This window comes from Cellulosimicrobium sp. BMG9.22 (assembly GCF_059159975.1).
In genome coordinates, this window is record NZ_JBZGBY010000029.1 from 1 (window position 1) to 19,066 (window position 19,066).

At 73.4% G+C, this 19,066-nt stretch carries 19 protein-coding genes; 10 read left to right on the forward strand and 9 right to left on the reverse strand.

The features are described 5' to 3' along the window. The first annotated feature begins 89 nt into the window (after positions 1-89). The gene (locus tag AC4H2H_RS16345) at positions 90-1,025 is read left to right on the forward strand and encodes an NADP-dependent oxidoreductase (protein ID WP_494371880.1); all 936 of its coding nucleotides are present in this window, start codon (positions 90-92) and stop codon (positions 1,023-1,025) included. 82 nt (positions 1,026-1,107) lie between these two features. On the opposite strand, the gene AC4H2H_RS16350 is transcribed toward AC4H2H_RS16345, so the two are convergent. Next, entirely contained in the window at positions 1,108-1,488 is a 381-nt protein-coding gene (locus AC4H2H_RS16350; RefSeq protein WP_494371881.1) for a cupin domain-containing protein, read from the reverse strand. A 134-nt stretch (positions 1,489-1,622) separates the two neighbouring features. Here AC4H2H_RS16350 and AC4H2H_RS16355 point away from each other — a divergent pair, with 134 nt between their 5' ends. Further along, a complete protein-coding gene (locus tag AC4H2H_RS16355; RefSeq protein WP_494371882.1) occupies positions 1,623-2,798 on the forward strand; it encodes an aminopeptidase P family protein in 1,176 nt (391 codons plus the stop codon). A gap of 39 nt (positions 2,799-2,837) precedes the next feature. Here AC4H2H_RS16355 and AC4H2H_RS16360 read toward each other — a convergent pair whose 3' ends face one another. Further along, positions 2,838-4,268 carry an MFS transporter gene (locus tag AC4H2H_RS16360; protein WP_494371883.1) on the reverse strand — a complete coding sequence of 477 codons (1,431 nt, stop codon included), beginning with the start codon at positions 4,266-4,268 and terminating at the stop codon, positions 2,838-2,840. 119 nt (positions 4,269-4,387) lie between these two features. Between AC4H2H_RS16360 and AC4H2H_RS16365 the strand changes: the two genes are divergently transcribed. The 4 genes from AC4H2H_RS16365 to mqo all read left to right on the forward strand — a co-directional run bounded on the left by AC4H2H_RS16365 (position 4,388) and on the right by mqo (position 8,985). Continuing rightward, positions 4,388-4,963 (forward strand): TetR/AcrR family transcriptional regulator, encoded by a 576-nt coding sequence (locus AC4H2H_RS16365; RefSeq protein WP_494371884.1) that lies wholly within the window; start codon positions 4,388-4,390, stop codon positions 4,961-4,963. Beyond that, a complete protein-coding gene (locus AC4H2H_RS16370; protein WP_494371885.1) occupies positions 4,960-5,628 on the forward strand; it encodes a pyridoxine/pyridoxamine 5'-phosphate oxidase in 669 nt (222 codons plus the stop codon). The genes AC4H2H_RS16365 and AC4H2H_RS16370 overlap by 4 nt, the downstream gene beginning before the upstream one ends. After that, a complete protein-coding gene (locus AC4H2H_RS16375) occupies positions 5,625-6,512 on the forward strand; it encodes a maleylpyruvate isomerase family mycothiol-dependent enzyme (RefSeq protein WP_494371886.1) in 888 nt (295 codons plus the stop codon). The genes AC4H2H_RS16370 and AC4H2H_RS16375 overlap by 4 nt, the downstream gene beginning before the upstream one ends. Positions 6,513-7,464: 952 nt before the next feature. Further along, entirely contained in the window at positions 7,465-8,985 is a 1,521-nt protein-coding gene (gene mqo / locus AC4H2H_RS16380) for a malate dehydrogenase (quinone) (protein ID WP_494371887.1), read from the forward strand. 107 nt (positions 8,986-9,092) lie between these two features. Here mqo and AC4H2H_RS16385 read toward each other — a convergent pair whose 3' ends face one another. After that, positions 9,093-9,491 carry a hypothetical protein gene (locus tag AC4H2H_RS16385; RefSeq protein WP_494371888.1) on the reverse strand — a complete coding sequence of 133 codons (399 nt, stop codon included), beginning with the start codon at positions 9,489-9,491 and terminating at the stop codon, positions 9,093-9,095. A gap of 90 nt (positions 9,492-9,581) precedes the next feature. Between AC4H2H_RS16385 and AC4H2H_RS16390 the strand changes: the two genes are divergently transcribed. Then, on the forward strand, positions 9,582-10,535 hold the full coding sequence (locus AC4H2H_RS16390) for a helix-turn-helix domain-containing protein (RefSeq protein ID WP_494371889.1): 954 nt from the start codon (positions 9,582-9,584) through the stop codon (positions 10,533-10,535). A 153-nt stretch (positions 10,536-10,688) separates the two neighbouring features. Next, a complete protein-coding gene (locus AC4H2H_RS16395; RefSeq protein ID WP_494371890.1) occupies positions 10,689-11,798 on the forward strand; it encodes a fatty acid desaturase family protein in 1,110 nt (369 codons plus the stop codon). Between the two features lie 62 nt (positions 11,799-11,860). Here AC4H2H_RS16395 and AC4H2H_RS16400 read toward each other — a convergent pair whose 3' ends face one another. The 4 genes from AC4H2H_RS16400 to AC4H2H_RS16415 form a co-directional block, all read right to left on the reverse strand. After that, on the reverse strand, positions 11,861-12,703 hold the full coding sequence (locus AC4H2H_RS16400) for a siderophore-interacting protein (RefSeq protein WP_494371891.1): 843 nt from the start codon (positions 12,701-12,703) through the stop codon (positions 11,861-11,863). Between the two features lie 135 nt (positions 12,704-12,838). Further along, positions 12,839-13,753: an RNA polymerase sigma-70 factor gene (locus AC4H2H_RS16405; protein WP_494371892.1), complete on the reverse strand. Its 915-nt coding sequence runs from the start codon at positions 13,751-13,753 to the stop codon at positions 12,839-12,841. Further along, positions 13,750-14,343, reverse strand: a complete 594-nt coding sequence (locus AC4H2H_RS16410; protein ID WP_494371893.1) for a carboxymuconolactone decarboxylase family protein — start codon at positions 14,341-14,343, stop codon at positions 13,750-13,752. The genes AC4H2H_RS16405 and AC4H2H_RS16410 overlap by 4 nt, the downstream gene beginning before the upstream one ends. Before the next feature lie 99 nt (positions 14,344-14,442). Beyond that, positions 14,443-15,732, reverse strand: coding sequence for an MFS transporter (locus tag AC4H2H_RS16415; RefSeq protein WP_494371894.1), 1,290 nt, complete (start codon positions 15,730-15,732; stop codon positions 14,443-14,445). Between the two features lie 162 nt (positions 15,733-15,894). On the opposite strand from AC4H2H_RS16415, the gene AC4H2H_RS16420 reads away from it, so the two are divergent. Beyond that, positions 15,895-16,353 carry a ScoMcrA-related endonuclease gene (locus AC4H2H_RS16420; protein ID WP_494371895.1) on the forward strand — a complete coding sequence of 153 codons (459 nt, stop codon included), beginning with the start codon at positions 15,895-15,897 and terminating at the stop codon, positions 16,351-16,353. Between the two features lie 28 nt (positions 16,354-16,381). On the opposite strand, the gene AC4H2H_RS16425 is transcribed toward AC4H2H_RS16420, so the two are convergent. Beyond that, the gene (locus tag AC4H2H_RS16425; RefSeq protein ID WP_494371896.1) at positions 16,382-17,227 is read right to left on the reverse strand and encodes an aldo/keto reductase; all 846 of its coding nucleotides are present in this window, start codon (positions 17,225-17,227) and stop codon (positions 16,382-16,384) included. A gap of 138 nt (positions 17,228-17,365) precedes the next feature. Between AC4H2H_RS16425 and AC4H2H_RS16430 the strand changes: the two genes are divergently transcribed. After that, on the forward strand, positions 17,366-18,352 hold the full coding sequence (locus tag AC4H2H_RS16430; RefSeq protein ID WP_494371897.1) for an SH3 domain-containing protein: 987 nt from the start codon (positions 17,366-17,368) through the stop codon (positions 18,350-18,352). 34 nt (positions 18,353-18,386) lie between these two features. Here AC4H2H_RS16430 and AC4H2H_RS16435 read toward each other — a convergent pair whose 3' ends face one another. Next, on the reverse strand, positions 18,387-19,016 hold the full coding sequence (locus AC4H2H_RS16435; protein WP_494371898.1) for a TetR/AcrR family transcriptional regulator: 630 nt from the start codon (positions 19,014-19,016) through the stop codon (positions 18,387-18,389). Positions 19,017-19,066 lie beyond the last annotated feature (50 nt).

Sequence of the window (19,066 nt, forward strand, 5' to 3'; positions counted from 1 at the left end):
AGGAACCACGGTTCTACCTCGACCGACCACGATTCTCCTTCGGCGGGCCGCCCGGGAATCGGAACGCAGCGCGCAGGGTTGCCGCCCGTATGCGAGCCATCACGTACTCCCGCTTCGGCGGACCCGAGGTCCTCGAGCTCTCCGAGCTCCCCACGCCCAAGGTCGGGCCCGACTCCGTGCTCGTGCGCGTGCGCGCCGCGAGCGTGAACCCGGTCGACTGGAAGGTTCGCGAGGGCTACCTGGACCAGGTCATGGACGCCGTGTTCCCGGTGGTCCCGGGGTGGGACGTCGCAGGCGTCGTCGAGCGGGTCGGCCTCGACACCCCGGAGCTCCAGGTGGGCGACGAGGTGTACGGCTACGTCCGCAAGGACGTCGTCGGCGGGTCCGTCGCAGGCGGCACGTTCGCCGAGCTCGTCGCGGCACCTGTCCGCACACTCGCGCGCAAGCCGGCGGCATGGTCGTTCGAGGAGGCTGCGGCGGTCCCGCTCGCGGGCCTCACGGCGTTCCAGACCATCCGTCGCACGGGGTTGGCGGAGGGCCAGACCGTTGTCGTGCACGCCGCGGCCGGTGGTGTCGGGTCGTTCGCGGTCCAGATCGCCCGAGCGCTCGGCGCGCGCGTGATCGGTACGGCGTCCGAGCGCAACCACGACTTCCTGCGCTCGCTCGGCGCGGAGCCCGTGACGTACGGCGACGGCCTCGCCGAGCGGGTGCGCGCGCTCGCACCCGACGGCGTCGACGTCGTCCTCGACTACGTCGGCGGCGATGCCCTGGACTCCGTGCCCCAGGTCCTGCGCGACGGCGGCACGGTCGCCTCGATCACGGACGCGCGGGCGCGCGACGAGCTCGGCGGACACTACGTCTGGGTCCGCCCGGACCCGGCGGACCTCACGGAGCTCGCGCGACTCGGCGACGAGGGGCTGCTCCGGCCGGAAGTGGCGGAGGTGTTCGACCTCGCGGACGCCGCCGACGCGCACCGCGCGAGCCAGTCCGGCCACGTGCGCGGCAAGGTCGTCGTCCGCGTCTGATCCCGCGAGATCGACCCCTGCGTGCCGAGATCGACCCACCGAGGGTCGATCTCGGACGCTCGGGTCGATCCCACGACCGGGCTCAGGCTGCCGGGAGCTCGCGAAGCGGCGACGTCATGTCGCCCCCGGCGTCACCCGTGTTCACGGTGCCCTGCGGCTCGACGAGCACGGCGGCCGTCTCGACGTCGGCGCGGGGGCGGTGCTCGACGCCCCTCGGGACGACGAACACGTCGTTCGGCCCGAGCACGACCTCACGCTCGACGCCGTCCTCGCGCAGGCCGATCGTCAGCTCGCCCGACAGCACGAGGAACAGCTCGTCGGTGTCCGGGTGGGTGTGCCACACGAACTCGCCGAGCACCTTGACGACCTTGACGTCGTAGTCGTTGAGGCTCGTCACGCGGTGGGGCTGCCAGTGCCCGTCGAACGCGTCGAGGACTGCGAAGAGGTTGCGCACGTCGGTCATGTGCTCACCCTGCCACGCGGCGGCGGAGCCGCGGCACCCGCGAGATCGACCCGGACGTTCGAGATCGACCTTCAGTAGGCCGATCTCGCGACGCTCAGGTCGATCTCGACGGCGAGCGGTGCCAGGCTGGCCGCATGACGAGCACCGACGCACGCACGGGGGCCGCGTTCGGCCCCGAGGTCTACGCCGCCCGCCGCGAGCGCGCGGCCGAGCACGCGCGCGACGCGGGCCTGGCGGGGCTCCTCGTCTCCCCCGGGCCGGACCTCGCGTACTTCACCGGGTACGCCCCGCCGGTGACCGAGCGGCTCACGCTGCTGCACCTCCCGGCGGGTGAGCCGGGCACGCCGACCCGTGCGACCGTCGTCGTGCCGCTCCTGGAGCGCGGCGACCTCACGAGCGCGCCCGGCGCGGACGGGCTGGACGTCGTCACGTGGCGAGACGGCGACGACGAGCACGACGCCGCGGCGCGGCTCCTCGACCGGACGGGTGCCTACGCCGTCTCCGACGCCACGTGGGCGCTCCACGTCCTCGGCCTCCAGCGCGCTCTCCCGGACGTGCGGTTCACGGCGTTCACCGAGTCGGTCCCGACCCTGCGCGCCGTCAAGGAGGCGGCGGAGGTCGAGCGCCTCGCCGCGGCAGGAGCGGCGGCCGACGCGGCCTTCGAGCAGGTCCTCCAAGTCAGGTTCGCCGGGCGGCGGGAGAAGGACGTCGCGGCCGACCTCGACCGGTTCCTGCGCGAGCACGGGCACGAGCAGGTCGACTTCACGCTCGTGTGCGCCGGACCGAACGGGGCCGACCCCCACCACGACGCCGGGGACCGGGTGATCGAGCCGGGCGACCTCGTCGTGCTGGACTTCGGCGGCCTGCGCGACGGGTACGGGTCGGACACGAGCCGCACCGTGATGGTCGATGGTGGGACCCACGAGGCGCTCGCAGCCCAGCAGCGGGAGGTGTACGACGTCGTGCGCCGTGCCCAGCAGGCGGGGGTGGACGCCGTCCGCCCGGGAGCGACGTGCCAGGACGTCGACCGGGCCGCGCGCGCGGTCATCGCCGAGGCCGGGTACGGCGAGCAGTTCGTCCACCGCACGGGTCACGGCATCGGCACGACGACGCACGAGCCGCCCTACATGGTCGAGGGCGAGGACCGTCCGATCGAGCCGGGCATGTGCTTCTCCGTCGAGCCGGGGATCTACCTGCCCGGACGGTTCGGTGTGCGGATCGAGGACATCGTCGTCGCGTTCCCGCCCGACGCGCCCGACGGTGCACGTCGCTTCAACACGTCGACGCACGACCTGCAGACGGTCCGCTGACCGACCTCGCCGTCGGTCGACCCGCCGGTCGGGCCCTGCTCACCGGCTCGGCTCGGCCCCCGGACGGTCCGGGGCGTCCTCGACGCCTGCCCCGTCAGACGCCCGCACGCTCTCGTTGCGGATCCCGACCCAGCTGAGGACACCGCCGAGAACCAGCAGGGCAGCGGCGACGAGGAGCGAGCGGTGGAACCCGTCGAGGTCGAGCACGCCGCCCACGATCACGCCCGCGAGGGCGATGACGACGAGCCCCGCGACGCGCGACACCGCGTTGTTCACCGCGGAGCCGATGCCGGCGTCCGCGGCCGGGATGGACCCGAGGATGGCGGACGTGAGCGGCGCGACGGTCATCGCGAGGCCGAGCCCGAAGAGCACGAGGCCGGGAAGGACCTGGGTGACGTAGACGGCGTCCTCGGTGGTGGTGAGCAGGAGCAGGTAGCCCGCCCCACCCACGATCGGGCCCAGCGTCATGAACAGCCGCGGCCCGTAGCGGCCCGCGAGCGCCCCGAACCGCGTGGACAGCACGAGAAGGACGAGCGTCACGGGGAGCTGCGCGAGCCCCGCGGCCGTGGCGCTGTACCCGCCGACCTGCTGGAGGAACAGCGTCACGACGAACCCGCCGAAGTACAGCGCGCCGTAGATCGCCGCGGTCGCGAGGTTTCCCCACGCGAAGTTCCGCACGGTGAACAGGCGGGGCGGGAGCATGGGGTCGGGGGCGCGCCGCTCCCACCAGACGAACGCGACCAGGCATGCCACCCCGACGACGCACGGCCCCCAGACGAGCGGGCTCGACCACCCGAACCGCCCCTGCTCGATGAGCGCGAACACGGTGCCGGCGAGCCCGACGGCGGCGAGGGTCGCTCCGACGACGTCGATCCGGCGCGTGGCGACCGCGCCCACCTCCTCCGCAGCAGAGCGCGGCACGCCGCGCAGCAGCCACAGCGTGACGGCGACGGGCAGCACGTTGATCCAGAAGACCCACCGCCACGAGATCGCGTCGATGAGGATGCCGCCGAGCAGCGGCCCGGCGAGCGATGCCGTGCTCGTCCAGGCGGTCCAGGACCCGATGGCGCGCGACTGCCGCTCGCCGTCGAAGGTGGAGATGATCATGGCGAGCGAGCTCGGCACGAGCAGGGCGCCCGCCACGCCCTGCAGGGCGCGTGCCACGACGAGGACCAGGCCGTCCGGGGCGACCGCGCACGCGACGGACGTCACGGCGAAGCCCACGAGGCCGATCGCCATGATCCGACGGCGGCCGTGCACGTCGGACAGCGAACCGGCCAGGAGGATGAACGCACCGAGCGTGATCATGTAGGCGTCGACGACCCACTGTTGGAGCGCCAGGCCCGTGACCGGGCCGGTCGTGAGCTCGTCCGAGATCGCGGGCAGCGCGACGTTGACCACCGAGCCGTCGAGGAACGACACGAACGACGCGAGGACCGCCACCACCAGCACCCGCTGCTGCACCGTCACCGACCCACCGTACGACGTGACTCTCCTGCCGTACCGACCGAGCGCCCGCCGGGTGTGTGACGGCCGGCGCACGCAGCCGCGACTAGCCACCATACCTAGAGGTAGGTATGGTGGCGACCATGACGACGACCGACGCCCGCGAGCGTCTCGTCGCCGCCGCGCAGGAGCTCTTCTGGGCCCAGGGCGTCGGCGCGACGAGCCCGCGCCAGGTCCTCACCGCGAGCGGCGTGGGCCAGGGCAGCCTCTACCACCACTTTCCCACCAAGCACGACCTCGCCGTGGCCGCCGTGCACGCCACGACGACCGGCGCGCTCGACGCCGCGCACCGCGACCTCGACGCCGGCGGGACCGCCGTCGAGCGCCTGGTGCGCTACCTGGAGCGGCCGCGCCCCGCGCTGGCCGGGTGCAAGGTCGGCCGCCTCGTGAGCGACCAGGCCGTCATGGACGACGCGACGCTCACCGCGGAGGTACGGGACTACTTCCGCGGTCTCGTCGACCTCGCGACCGCCGTCCTCGTCGCGGACGGCCTGCCCGACGACGTCGCGCGCGACCGCGCGCACGCCGCCGTCGCCGTCGTGCAGGGCGGGTACGTCCTCGCGCGCGCCCTCGACGACCCCGACGCGATGGCCGCTGCGGCGCGTGGGTTCGTCGCGCTGCTCGACCCCGGCGAGACCGCCCCTGAGGAGGACGCATGACTGAGAACCCGTCCCTGCGCGACCGCCTGCGCGCCCTGCCGGTCTTCGGCACCGACCTGCCCGGCCTCGACGTCGACACGGCGCCGGACGACCCGGTCGTGCTGTTCGTCGACTGGCTCGAGAACGCGATCGACGCCGGGCTGCGAGCGCCGCACGCGGCGACGCTGTCGACCGCCGACGCGAGCGGCCGGGTCGACGCCCGGACGCTGATCCTCAAGGACGTGGGCGGCGACGGCTGGCAGTTCGCGACGCGCGCCGACTCGCCGAAAGGCGTCGCGCTCGCGCAGAACCCGAACGCGGCGCTGACGTTCTTCTGGCGCGAGCACGGTCGACAGGTCCGGGTGCGCGGGCCCGTCGTCCCCCTCGGGCCGGACGCGTCCGCCACCGACTTCCTCGCCCGCTCCGACTTCTCGCGCGCCACCGCGCTCGCCGGCCCGCAGAGCGCCCCGCTCTCCTCGCATACCGAGTACCGCGCCGGCTGGGACGCCGCGCTCGCCCGGGTCCGCGCCGAGCCCGGCCTCGTCCTCGACGCGTGGACCGCGTACGCGCTCGAGCCGACGGCCGTCGAGTTCTGGGCGTCGTCCGGCGACGGACAGACCCGCCTGCACTACACCGCGTCGACCGACGCACCTCCCGCCTGGACCAAGGAGCTCTTGTGGCCATGACCGACACCCACCCCGTCGCCGTTCCGGACGTCGAGGAGGTGCGCCGGGACGCGCGCGCCGCCCTCGCCGCCGTGACCACCGCGACGCGCGGCCTCTCCGTCGGGGACGCCGTTCCTGGCGTCGCGTCCTCGACGGCGCGTGCGCTCGCCGGGCCGTCGGACCTGCCCGGCTGGTCGCGCAGCCACGTGCTCGCGCACGTCACCGCGATCGGCGAGGCGATGGCCCGCCAGGCGGAGCACGCCGCCCGTGGCGAGCTCGTCGAGGTGTACGACGGCGGAGCGGCCGGCCGCGAGGCCGGCATCCAGGAGGGTGCCCGTCGCACGGTCGACGAGCACCTCGCCGCGCTCGAGTCGCTCGCCGCCCGGCTCGACGCCGCCTGGCCCGAGGCCGCATCGCCAGGGTGGAAGGCGCCCGTGAAGTACCGCGACGGGACCGTCGCCGACGCGCTCGTCGCCTGGTGGCGCGAGGTCCGCATCCACGCGGTCGACCTCGACGCGGGCATCGGCCTCGGCACCTGGCCGCACGCGCTCGGCTTCCACCTCCTCGACTTCCTCGGGGTCCGCCTGTCCGACGACGTCGTGGTCGAGCTCCTGGACGACGCGGCGCCGGGCGAGGTGACCGGAGTCGCCCTCGCCGTCGGGCCGGCCGGGCTCCGCAGCGTCATCGATCCCGACGCAGACCGGCAGACCGAGGCCCAGGCCCAGGCCCCACACCGCAACATCAGCGACCAGCCCACCACTGTCGTCCGTGGGCGACTCATCGACGTCGCCGCCTGGCTCGCCGGCCGCACGCCCGGCGTCGAGCCGTTTGTCCGACGCGGAGACGAGCCGGCACCCCTGCCCGAGATCGGCCCCTGGCCCTCCCCCTACTCCCCGCCGAGGTAGCAACGCGGCGCCCGGCCGGCCGCGCGGGGCGGCGTCGGTGCTCGGGCGCGTTGGGCGTGCTGTGGTCGAGTCCGCGGGCGGGGCGGCGTCGATGCTCTGGCCGAGTTGGGCGTGCTGTGGTCGGGTCCGCGTGCGGGGCGGCGTCGGTGCTCGGGCTGTCCGCGCCGTCACCCTGGTCCGTCGGGCGTGGGTTTCAGGAGCGCGGCCTTGACGCCCTTCGCATCCGACGCCGCCCCACCCGCTCAGCCATCACCTCACCCTGGGCCGACGCTGGGCCGCGAGTCCCCGCGGAGGTAGAGCCCCGGTCCACCGAGGTAGAACCCTGGTCGCCCGAGGTAGAACTCTGGTCGGCCGAGGTAGAACCATGGTCGGCCGACGACGGCGGTGGGCCGGGCGTTGAGCAGACGTCGTCCCCTTTCGCGAGGCCGAGAAGTGAGAATCGGCTCCGGAATCGCGCGATTCCGGGGCCGATTCTCACTTCTCGACAACACCGAACCCGGTGCCCCGCGTGGGAGCGAGCCGACCGACCCGCCCGGCCCAGCACCCGGTAGGCAGTCCGCCGGGGCGAGCCGCCCGACCAACCCAGCCCGGCGCCCGGGCGGTCGCCGGGGTGTGGACCGACCAGGGCGAGACGACGCCGGGCGGGGCGGGTGGGGGCGCCGCGTCGTGGTCGGGCCTGGCGGGAGCCGCGAGGAACGAGCGGCGGATGGTAGACGCGGCGCCCCCACCCACCCCGACCACCCAACCCCGCCACGCGCCGTCAGTCATGACCACGGTTCTACCTCGGCCGACCACGGTTCTACCTCGGCGGACCAGGGCTCTACCTCGGCACCGGAGCGGCCGATGGGTTGTCCGATCGGGGCCTCCGGGACGTTCGTCGTGCGGGAGTGTGACGCACGCGCGTGATGCACCGCACACTTAGTGCACTCTTTCACAAGCGTAGAATCGCAGGGTGTCGAGTCGAGCGAGCAACCCCGCAAGCAGCGCAGACCAGATCGACGTAGCCCTCATCGGCGGTGGCATCATGAGTGCCACCCTGGGGGCTCTTCTCAAGGTCCTGGAGCCCACGTGGACCGTGCGCATCTACGAGCGTCTGGACGCCGTGGCGCAGGAGTCGTCGAACCCGTGGAACAACGCCGGGACCGGTCATGCCGCCCTGTGCGAGCTGAACTACACGCCGGAGAAGGCGGACGGCTCGATCGACATCACCAAGGCGGTGAAGATCAACGAGCAGTTCGAGGTGTCGCGCGAGTTCTGGCACCACCTGCTCACGACGGGCGCGCTGCCGCAGCCCGCGAGCTTCATCTCCCGCACGCCGCACATGACGTTCGTGCGCGGCGCGGAGAACGTCGACTACCTGCGCCGCCGGTTCGAGACGCTGCGGCAGCACCCGCTGTTCAGCGAGCTCGAGTTCAGCGACGACCCGGCCGTGATCGCCGGGTGGGCACCGCTCCTCGTCGCGGAGCGCGAGGGTGACGAGCCGGTCGCGGCGACGCGCGCGACGAGCGGGACGGACGTCGACTTCGGCGCCCTCACCGAGCAGCTCGTCGACCACCTCGTCGCGAGCGGCACGCAGCTCTACCTCGAGCACGAGGTGAAGAACCTCAAGAAGACGAAGGACGGCCGCTGGCGTCTGACGGTCAAGGACCGCTCGTGGAACGCCCCGAAGCGCCGCTCGACGGTCGAGGCCCGGTTCGTGTTCGTCGGCGCGGGCGGCGGCGCCCTGCCGCTGCTCCAGGCGGCAGGCATCCCCGAGGCCAAGGGCTACGGCGGCTTCCCCATCAGCGGCGAGTTCCTGCGCACCGACAGCCCCGAGCTCGTCGCGCAGCACCAGGCCAAGGTGTACGGCAAGGCCGACGTCGGCTCGCCGCCCATGTCGGTGCCGCACCTGGACACGCGCGTCGTCGAGGGCAAGACGTACCTCATGTTCGGCCCGTACGCCGGGTTCAGCCCCAAGTTCCTCAAGAAGGGCAAGTACCTCGGGCTGCTCACCTCCCTGCGCCTGCACAACCTCGGCTCGATGGTCGGGGCGGGCCTGAAGAACATGGACCTCACGCAGTACCTCGTGGGTCAGGTCGTCGCCAGCCCGGAGACCAAGTTCACCGCTCTCCAGGCGTTCATGCCGACGGCCCACCCGAAGGACTGGGAGACCATCACCGCGGGCCAGCGCGTCCAGGTGATCAAGAAGGACGCCGACGGCAAGGGCGTCCTCGAGTTCGGCACCGAGGTCATCGCCGCCGCCGACGGCTCGATCGCCGGTCTGCTCGGTGCCTCACCGGGTGCGTCGACCGCCGTCCCCGCGATGATCGACCTGCTCGAGCGCTGCTTCCCGAACCGCTTCACCAAGTGGCGGCCGGAGCTCGCGACGATGATCCCCAGCCTCGGCCAGGCGCCGTGGGAGGCCGAGGAGCTCGAGGGCCTCGACCAGCTCACCGGTGGCGCGGACGTCGACGCGATCGGCTCGCGCGCCTGATCTGACGCCTCTCCCCCGACGACGGCCCGGACCTCCCCGAGGTTCGGGCCGTCGCGCGTCCGGTATCTACCGAAGACCGACCGGGCTGCGGCCTGCCCTCCGGGCTGTCAGCGCGCGAGCGACGCGCGCCGCGACGAGGTCGACGGTGTGCCCGACGACGGCCGGGCGCAGGCCGGAGAAACACCCCGGACCCCGTCGCGCACCACCGGGTTCGCCACGACGCGCCGCAGCACGAGCTCGGCCGCGACCTCGTGCGGGTCGACCGACGGCGGTCGTGCGTCGGGGCGCGCGGCCGCTCCCCGCAGGTCGACGTCGAGCCGCTGCGCGTCGCGGTCCCCGCGAGCGGTCCGCTCCGCCCGGCCGCGCCACGCGTCTGCGCCCGGCCATGCGCCGTCCGACCCGGCGGGGAACCAGGGCCGCGCCGGGTCCTCGCGCCGTACCGCGAGCGCCGCCACGGTCGAGCCGACGACGAGGAGAAGAGCCACCACACCCCAGAAGATGTCCATGACCCCACCCTCGCGCCGTGCGCACCGGCGGACGAGTGGCAGGACTGACACCTCTCGACAAGATCCCGCCACAGGCGTAGCCTGCGCAGCATGTTGCGCTCCGTCGCGGCCGTCGTGTCCGACGGCCTGGCCCCGTTCGAGTTCGGCGTCGTGTGCGAGGTGTTCGGCCTCGACCGGAGCGAGGACGGCGTCCCGCGCTTCGACTTCCGCGTGTGCGGCCCGGAGGCCGGGCAGCCCGTGCGCACCTCGGTCGGGGCGCAGGTCGTCCCGGATCACGGCCTGGACGCGACCGACGACGTCGACCTCGTCGTGGTGCCCGCCATCCGGATCGGGTCGCACTACCCGCCCGAGGTGCTCGACGCCGTCCGCAGGGCAGCCGAGCGGGGCGCTCTGCTGCTCAGCGTGTGCTCGGGCGTGTTCGTGCTGGCGGCCGCGGGCGTGATCGAGGGACGGCGCGTCACGACCCACTGGATGCACGCCGACGAGCTGCGGCGCCGGCACCCGAGCCTCGACATCGATCCGGACGTGCTGTTCGTCGACGACGGCAACCTCATCACGAGCGCCGGCACCGCGGCGGGGATCGACGCGTGCCTGCACCTCGTGCGGCGCGAGCTCGGCGCCAAGATCGCGAACACCATCGCGCGCCGCATGATCGTGCCGCCGCAGCGCGACGGCGGGCAGCGCCAGTTCATCGAGCGCCCGGTGCCCGAGTGCGAGGAGGACTCGTTCGCCGAGCTGCTCGGATGGATGACCGAGCACCTCGACGAGCCGCTGACGGTCCGTGACCTCGCCCGACGCGCGCACACGTCCGAGCGCACGTTCGCGCGCACCTTCGTCGCGCAGACCGGCACGACGCCGCTCGCCTGGCTCACGTCGCAGCGCGTCGCGCACGCGCAGACGCTGCTCGAGGAGACGCGCCTCGACCTCGAGGAGGTCGCGCGCCGCTGCGGGCTCGGGTCGGCCGCGCTCCTGCGGCACCACTTCCGGCGCGCCGTCGGCATCACACCCACGGAATACCGCCAGACGTTCCGCTTCGCCGCCTGAGCACCGCACGGGCCGTACGGCTCCCGCACCGCTTCTTCACCTGCAGATCTCGCGCGTGCAACCTACGGTCCCGTAGGGTGGGGTGATCTGCACCACGAGCACCCGCTCAACTCCGCGGCTGGGAAGTCGACACCGACCTCAGCGAGGACGTCCATGACCTCAGCCACCGTACGCCCGGGCTTCCGGGCGACCCGCCCCCGCACCGACGACGGCAAGGCCGTCACGAGCACCTTCAGCGCCCTGTCACGCACGGTCCGTGACGCCGGGCTGCTGCACCGCACCCACGCCTACTACCTGTGGATGCTCGCGGTGCTCACGCTGGCGCTCGGCGGGGCCGTCGCGGGCTTCGTGCTCCTCGGTGACTCCTGGTTCCAGCTCCTCATCGCCGGCGCGCTCGGCCTCATCTTCACGCAGTTCGCGTTCGTCGCGCACGAGGCGTCCCACCGGCAGGTGTTCACGTCCGGCCCGGCGAACGACCGCCTCGGGCGCGTCCTGGCGAACGGCGTCGTGGGGATCAGCCACTCGTGGTGGATGAACAAGCACACGCGCCACCACGCGAACCCCAACCAGCGCGGCAAGGACCCGGACATCAACCCGGACGTCGTCGTCTTCGTCGACGAGGACGCGGCCGCCGCCAAGGGCTTCCGCTCCTTGATCAACCGGTACCAGGGGTGGCTGTTCTTCCCCCTGCTCACGCTCGAGGGCCTCAACCTGCACGTCCAGGCATACCGCTCGCTCCTCGCGGGTGGCCGGTCGCGCGGCAACGTCCGGGCCCGGGTCAACGAGCTCGTGATCCTCACGCTGCGCCTGTCGCTCTACGTCGCCGCCATCTTCTGGTTCCTGCCGCTCGGCATGGCGTTCGCCTTCCTCGGTGTGCAGCTCGCCGTCTTCGGCGTGTACATGGGCGCGTCGTTCGCGCCCAACCACAAGGGCATGGCGATCATCCCCGAGGACGCCAAGATCGACTTCCTGTCGAAGCAGGTCCTCACGTCGCGAAACATCCGCGGCGGCTGGTGGATGAACATCCTCATGGGCGGGCTCAACTTCCAGATCGAGCACCACCTCTTCCCGAACATGCCCCGGCCGCACCTCGTGCGGGCGCGCGAGATCGTGCGCGAGCACTGCGCGAACCTCGGTCTGCCGTACACGGAGACGAGCCTCGTGGAGTCCTACGGGATCGTGGTGCGCTACCTCAACCGCGTGGGCCTGTCCGCGCGCGACCCCTTCGACTGCCCGATGTTCAACCAGCTGCGCAAGGTCTGAGGACCTGCGACAGGTGACCTGCCGCCCGACGCCGTGCGGCAGGTCACCCGAGGGTCGTCGGCTCAGGCCGAGGCGGCCTGCCCGTGGCGCCAGTACCCGACGAAGTCCACGTGCGTCTTCGGCACACCACGGTCGTTGACGAGGTGCCGGCGCACGCCCGTCGCGAGCGAGGACTCCCCCACCGCGTAGGCGTAGACCGGCCCGGCGGGGAGCTCGGCGGACCGTACGGCCTCCAGCGCGAGGCGGCCGGGCACGCCGCCGTGACCCTCGCCCGCGTCCGCCCGCGTAGCCGCGTGGCCGTCGCGTGCGATCCAGCGCAGCTCGACGCCCGCAGGCACCCGGAAGTCCTGGATGTCGGCCGTCTCCGGGACCTCGACGACGGCGAGGCCGCGCGCGTCGTCGGGCAGGGACTCGCAGATGCCCGCGACGGCGGGCAGGCCCGTCTCGTCCGCGACGACGAGCGTCCAGTCGTGCGGGACCCGCGGGTTGTAGCCCACGCCCTGGTCGAGCAGGCCCACGCGGTCGCCGGGCTGCGCGGACAGGGCGAACGACGACGCCGGGCCCTCCCCGTCCCCGTGCACGACGAAGTCGACGTCGAGCTCGCGCAGGTCGGGCCGCGTGGCGCGCACGGTGTAGCTGCGCACCCACGGTCGCCGAGCCTTGGGCGTCGCGAGGTACTGGACGTACCAGAGGCCCGAGGTGCGGGTCGGCAGGCTCAGGGCGTCCTGGTCGTCGCGCGCGAGGAAGAGCCGGAACCACTGGTCGAAGCCCATCGGCGTGAACTGGTCCATGCCCTCGCCGCCGAGCGTCACGCGCACGACGTTCGGGCTCACGCGCTTCGACCCCACGACCTCGAGCGTGACGACGTGGGCATCGGTCGGCTTGACCGTCTTGAACGTGGCCACCATCGGCTCCTCGCGGGCGGCCCGGCGCCAAGGCCGGGCGGGACGACACTACCGCGGGCGCGGAGGTCGAAGGCTAGGCTAACCTCTCGTCGTGTCTCGCTCACGCTCCCCGGGCGGTCGGGGTGCTGGGCGTCCTCACGATCGTCTGAGCCCGGCCAGCCGCTCCGGGTTCCGGAACAGCAGGACACGGACGACGCGCTCGCCGTCGTTCTCGACGGTCGCCGCCATGGCAGGCTCCCCGGCGACGGACCACACGCCGCCCAGGGCGCCGTTGACGAGCGCCGGCTCGAAGTCCATCGCGGTCGTCTCCGGCTTCGCGGAGAGACCCACGAGCATCCGCGCCACCTTGTCCGCGCCCGCGACGGGCCGCAGCGCCGCGCGCGCCTTGCCGCCACCGTCGCTCACCACGACGACGGCCGGCGCGAGGACCTCGACGAGCGCGGCCGTGTCTCCCGTGGCGCACGCGACCATGAACCGCTCGACCGCGGCCCGTTGTGCGTCGTCGGGCGGGGTGAACCGCGGGCGGCGCGCCCGCACGTGCTCGCGCGCGCGGTGCGCGAGCTGCCGAACGGCATCGGGCGTGCGGTCGAGCGCTTGGGCGACCTCCCCGTAGGGGACGTCGAACACCTCGCGCAGTACGAAGACCGCGCGCTCGAGCGGGCTGAGCGTCTCGAGCACGACGAGCAGCGCCATCGACACGTCCTCCGTACGCTCGACCTGCAGCGCGGCGTCGGGCGTCGTGAGGAGCGGGTCCGGCAGCCACGAGCCGACGTACGTCTCGCGCCGCGACCGGAGCACGCGCAGGCGGTCGAGGGCGAGGCGGGTCGTGACGCGCACGAGGTAGGCGCGCGGGTCCAGGACGTCGGACCGGTCCGCCGACGACCAGCGCAGCCACGCCTCCTGGACCACGTCCTCGGCGTCCGCGGCCGAGCCTGTCATCTCGTACGCGACCGTGAACAGCAGCCGGCGGTCCTGCGCGAACGGCTCGAGCGGCCCCACGGGCGGCCCGTCGCGCGCCACCTCCCGCGCTGCGGTGTCGTCCTCGGTCACCCCTCCACCCTGCCAGCCGTCCCCGCCGCGCGCAGGGTGCCCGCAAGGGGGATCTCGCAGCGGTCGCTGAAGCCCTGGCTCGACAGGCCCAGTGCCGCGTTGATCCGGCTCCGCAGGTTCTCCAGCGCGACCAGGGCGGTGAGCTCGACGAACGCGGCCTCGCCCAGGTCGTCGACGAGCGCCGCGGCGAGCTCGTCGGTCACGGTGGGCGGGGTCGCCGTGACCGCCTCGGCGTACTCGAGCACGCGCCGCTCGACGGCCGTGTACGCGTCGCTGTCGCGCCACGCGGGCACGTCGTGGAGCTTGCGCGGGTCGACGTCGTCGTGCTCGGACTCCCAGTAGCCGAAGTCGACGCACCACGAGCAGCCGATCTGCACCGCCGACGCCATGACCGCGAGCGCCGTGAGAGCCGGGTCGAGGCTGCGCCAGCGGGCGACGCCCGCCTCCAGGACGCAGTACGTCGTCGCCACCCGCGGGTTGTGCCCGACGGCGGCGAGCGGCTCGAGCACGGCGCCGTACCGACGGCGGGACAAGGCTGCGAGGGCACGGTTGAGCAGGGTGCGGGGCGGGTCGAGCGAGATGCGGGCCACGACGTTCTCCTTCCGTCGCCGGCGCGGGCGTGCGCCGGTCGAGCATGAAGACGCGTGCCGAGCCTGTCGCGTGACATCGCGCGCGGTGACCTCCGTCACTCACGGCGCGTCGGACGACCCGCGCACGACCTTTTGCCCGGGGCCCCGCCGCACCAGGTTCGCGAGCGGCGAGTACCGCGGCACCCAGCGCGCGAGCGCCGCGGCCGAGCCGGCGCCCAGGGCCGCCGTCGCCCACACCCCCGCCGCGAGCGATCCGAGCGCCGCGCCCGCCGACAGGACGAGCGGGCCGAGCGCGTCGCCCGAGTCCTGGAAGAGCCGCCAGACGCTGAGGAAGGTCGGCCGCGCGTCGGGCGGGGCGACGTCGGCGCCGAGCGTCATGACGATGCCCGACCCCATCCCGTTGCCCACACCGAGCAGCGCCGCGACGACCGTGACCGCCGCCACCGTGTGGGCCAGCGGCATCAGGGCGAGCGCGACGGCCATCGTGAGCATCGACGGCACGGCGACCCACAGCCGGCCGAACCGGTCCATGACCTTGCCCGCCGGGTAGAAGAGCAGCATGTCGAGCGCGCCGGAGACACCGAAGACGAGGGACGTGACCTCCGCGTCGAGGCCGAGGTGCTCGCCCCAGAGCGGGATGACCGTCTGGCGCGCACCACGCACGGCGCTCACGAGCAGGATTGCGACGCCGAGCGTCGCGAACAGGTGGCGGCTCTCCCGGGCGACGCTCACGATGCTCACGCGCGGCCCGCGCAGCGAGCCGCGCGTGCTCCGCGAGCCGTCGTGCGGCGTCAGGTCGGGCTCGGGTCGCACGACGGCGAGGACCGCCACCGCGGTCGCCGCCGCCCCGACCCCCAACCAGTACGCACCCCGGACGTCCGTGGCGACGATCACGGCCGCGCCGGCGAACGGACCGAGGAACAGGCCGATGCGGTGCACCCCGGCGAGCGTCGACAGCACCCGCGCCCGCCGCAGCGGCGGGGTGATCTCCGTGAGGTAGGCCTGCCGCGCGAGGTTGAAGACGGCGGTCGACGCCCCGAGCGCCAGGACGCCGGCGGCCAGACCCCACAGGCTCGGCGTGAGCGCGATCGTCGCGAACGCGGCGGCGGCGACGCCACCGGCGAGCAGCATGGCCGTACGGTCGCCGAGCCGCTGGGCGAGCGCGCCCGCCGGGAGGTCGAAGAGGATCTTGCCGATCGGCAGGAGAGCGACGACGAGCCCGGCGACCGTGAGGCTCGCGCCTCGACCCGTCGCGGTGACCGCGACGACGGGGAGCATCGCCCCCACGCCGATCTCGAGGACGAGGGTGGGGACGAACGCACCGAGGACGACGCTGCGCAGCGGGAAGAGGGGCGCGTCGGCGAGCCGGTCCTCGCTCAGGTCCGACACGTGCGCTCACGTCCTGTCTGCAGGGTTCCTCCGCTCGCCGTCGTCCAGGCTAACGTCCGCGCAGCACCGCGACGCCCGCCCTGACGCGATACCCGGGCACGGGTGGTCGAGGTCACGCGCAGCCCGTCGGGACGGCACCGCGGGGCGGTCTAGGCTCGTTCCGTGGCGACCTTCTCGGCAGTGACCCGGCAGCACATCCTCCAGGCGATCGCGGACTGGGACGACCGCGGCCGGGACGCGTTCCTCGGGGTCTACGGCTTCACCGCGACGGCCGGCTTCCCGCTGGTCCACGACGACCGGGTGTACGACGCCCAGGCGGTCCTCGGCGTCGCGCACCGCTACGCCACCGGGCGCGTCGCGACGGCCGAGGAGTTCCGCAGCAGCCCCGTCGGCGTCGCCGACCTCCTGCGTCGTCGTGGCTTCGACGTGCCGGGCGCTGCGCCCACCCCGCCCACCGCTCCGGCCCGTCGTACCTCCGCCCGCGCCACGTCGTCGTCGGCTTCCGGCGCTCCCCGGCGCACGGCCACCTCGCGCTCCTCCGAGCCCGAGAAGCCCCCGGCGATCTGCCCCACGTGCTTCACCGTGCTCCCCGCCACCGGCGTCTGCGACGAGTGCGGCTGACACAGGTTCGCTCGGACGCCGAGGGGCGTCAGTTGACCTCGGACGGGTGCGCGCTCACGCGGCCCGAGCCGTCCCCCGTGTCGAGCGCGTCGATCGCCGCGACCTCGTCGCCCGTGAGCTCGAAGCCGAAGACGTCGAAGTTCTCCGCCATGCGCTCCTTGCGCGAGGACTTCGGGAAGACGATGAACCCTCGCTGGACGTGCCACCGGATGACGACCTGCGCGGGCGTCACGCCGTGCGCGGCGGCGGCCGCGGCGACGGCAGGGTTCTCGAACAGCGGGTACTTGCCCTGCCCGAGCGGGCCCCAGGCCTCGATCTTCGTGCCGTTCGCCTCGGCCCACGCGAGCACGTCACGCTGCTGGTAGGCGGGGTGCAGCTCGATCTGGTCGACGGCGGGGACGACCCCGGTGTCGGCGACGATCCGGTCGAGGTGCTCGGGAAGGTGGTTCGAGACGCCGATCGAGCGCGCCAGGCCCGCGTCACGGATCTCGACGAGCTTCGACCACGCGTGCGAGTAGGTGTCCTGCGCGGGTGCCGGCCAGTGGGTGAGGTAGAGGTCGACGTGCTCGAGGCCGAGCTTGTCCAGGCTCTCCCGGATCGCGTCGTGCGGCTGCTCGCCGGACTGGCGGTCGTTCCAGAGCTTCGTGGTGACGAACAGCTCGTCGCGCGCGAGGCCGCTCTTCGCGATCGCCGCGCCGACGCCCTCCTCGTTGCGGTAGATCGCCGCGGTGTCGATGTGGCGGTAGCCGACCTCGAGCGCCTCGGTGACGGCCTTCTCGGCCTCGTCCGGGGGCACGAGGAAGACGCCGAAGCCGAGCTGGGGGATGGTGTACCCGGAGTTCAGGGTCACCGGGGGAACGCTGGGAGAGGTCATGCGTCCACCCTAGACTCGCGACCCACGAGTCCGACAACCGTGGTGCTGGGCCGGCGGAGCCGACCACGCGGGTTGGACATCTTCTATAACAGTTTGGTTACACTGGCGCGGTCCCGTTCACCGACTCCCGGAGCGCTCATGTCTCGTGGCCGCCACAGCGCCGCACCCGCCAGCCCCGCGCGAACCTTCCGGTTCCCGACGGTCGCGCGGTCGCCCCGGCTCTCGGCGCCCGCACGGTCCCTCCGCCTCCCGGCCCTCGCGATGGTCACGCTGCTCGGGGCCGGAGTCGTCGGCTCGGGTCCGCAAGCGGCCGGTGACAGCACCGACCTCGCGCCGCTGAGCGCCGCACCGAGCACGGAGCGGTCCAGGGACTCTGCGAGCCGGTCCTTCGAGCGCGAGCCGCTCGTCGCCGCGGACGAGGTCGAGGAGCAGGCCGCGACGCCCGAGCCCGTCCCTGCACCTCCGATCGCCGTCGTCCCCGCACCGGAGCCCGCCGCGGCACCCGCGCCTGCTCCGCTGCCCGCCGTCTCCGGTCAGATGTGGACCACGGACGCGGTCAACGTCCGATCCGGCCCGGCGGCGGACACCGAACGCGTCACGACGGCGGCGTTCGCGACGGCCGTCGACGTCACCGGCGCCGCCGAGGGCGAGTGGAGCCAGGTCGTCTGGGAGGGTGCCGTCGCCTGGGTCAACTCGAGCTTCCTCTCCGCCACACAGCCCGAGGCGCCGGCGGCCGCCGCGAGCGCGGCGAGCGCGGGTGGGACCTCCGACGCCGCGTGCTCCGTGAGCGGCGGGATCGAGTCGGCCCTGCAGTCCAACGCGCGCGCGGTGTACCGCTCGGTGTGCGCCACCTTCCCGCAGGTGTCCTCGTACGGTGGCCCACGCGCGGGCGACAGCGGCGACCACGGCTCCGGCCGCGCCGTCGACATCATGATCTCCGGCGAGACCGGCTGGGAGATCGCCCGCTTCCTCCAGGCCAACGCCGGCTCGTTGGGCATCACCTACGTGATCTACGAGCAGCAGATCTGGATGGCGGGCGACCCCACGAGCGCCTGGTCCGGGATGGAAGACCGCGGCGGGGCGACCGCGAACCACTACGACCACGTCCACGTCAGCACCTCGTAGCACGTACCCCCCTGCGCTCCCGGGAGCAACCCGCTCACGCGGTGGCGAGCGCCCGGGCGAGGCCGACCAGCTCGTCCGTGAGCTCGGGGAGGTCTCGGTGCTGGTCGGTGAGCCAGTGCGCGATCATCTCGCCCGAGATCGTCGCGAGCAGCGCGTCGGCTCGCAGCTCGGGCGAGGGAGCTCCGGCCAGGTACAGCAGGTGACGACAGTGGGTGCGCCAAAGGGCGTGCGCCCCGCTGCGGAAGCGGGCGCCGGGGACGGCCGTCTCTGACAGCAGGACCAGCTCCAGCCGTTCGGCGACGAGCTCGACGTAGCCGGCGACGAAGGCGGCCAGGCGATCCACCGGCTCGGCGCCGGGTCCGAGCGGGGGCGGCCCCGAGATCATCAGTTCCTGGAACCGGCGTTCGTGCTCACCGAGCAGAGCCATCGCGAGCCCTGCCCTGTCGGTGAAGCCGCGGTAGAGCGTGCCCACGCCCACTCCGGCCTCCTTGGCGACCGCCTGCATGGTCACCTGCTCCACACCGTCCCGCGCGAAGAGCCGCTCGGCCGCGTCGAGGACCTTGGCGCGGTTGCGGACCGCGTCCGCGCGGCGTGCGCCCGTCGCCCCCGCCGGGGGCGCCGCCGCGAGCGGAAGGGACGACCCGGTTGACGAAGCGGAATCCATTCCGCTAACTTCCCTCATGAAGCGGAATCTATTCCGCTTCGGCGCTGCTG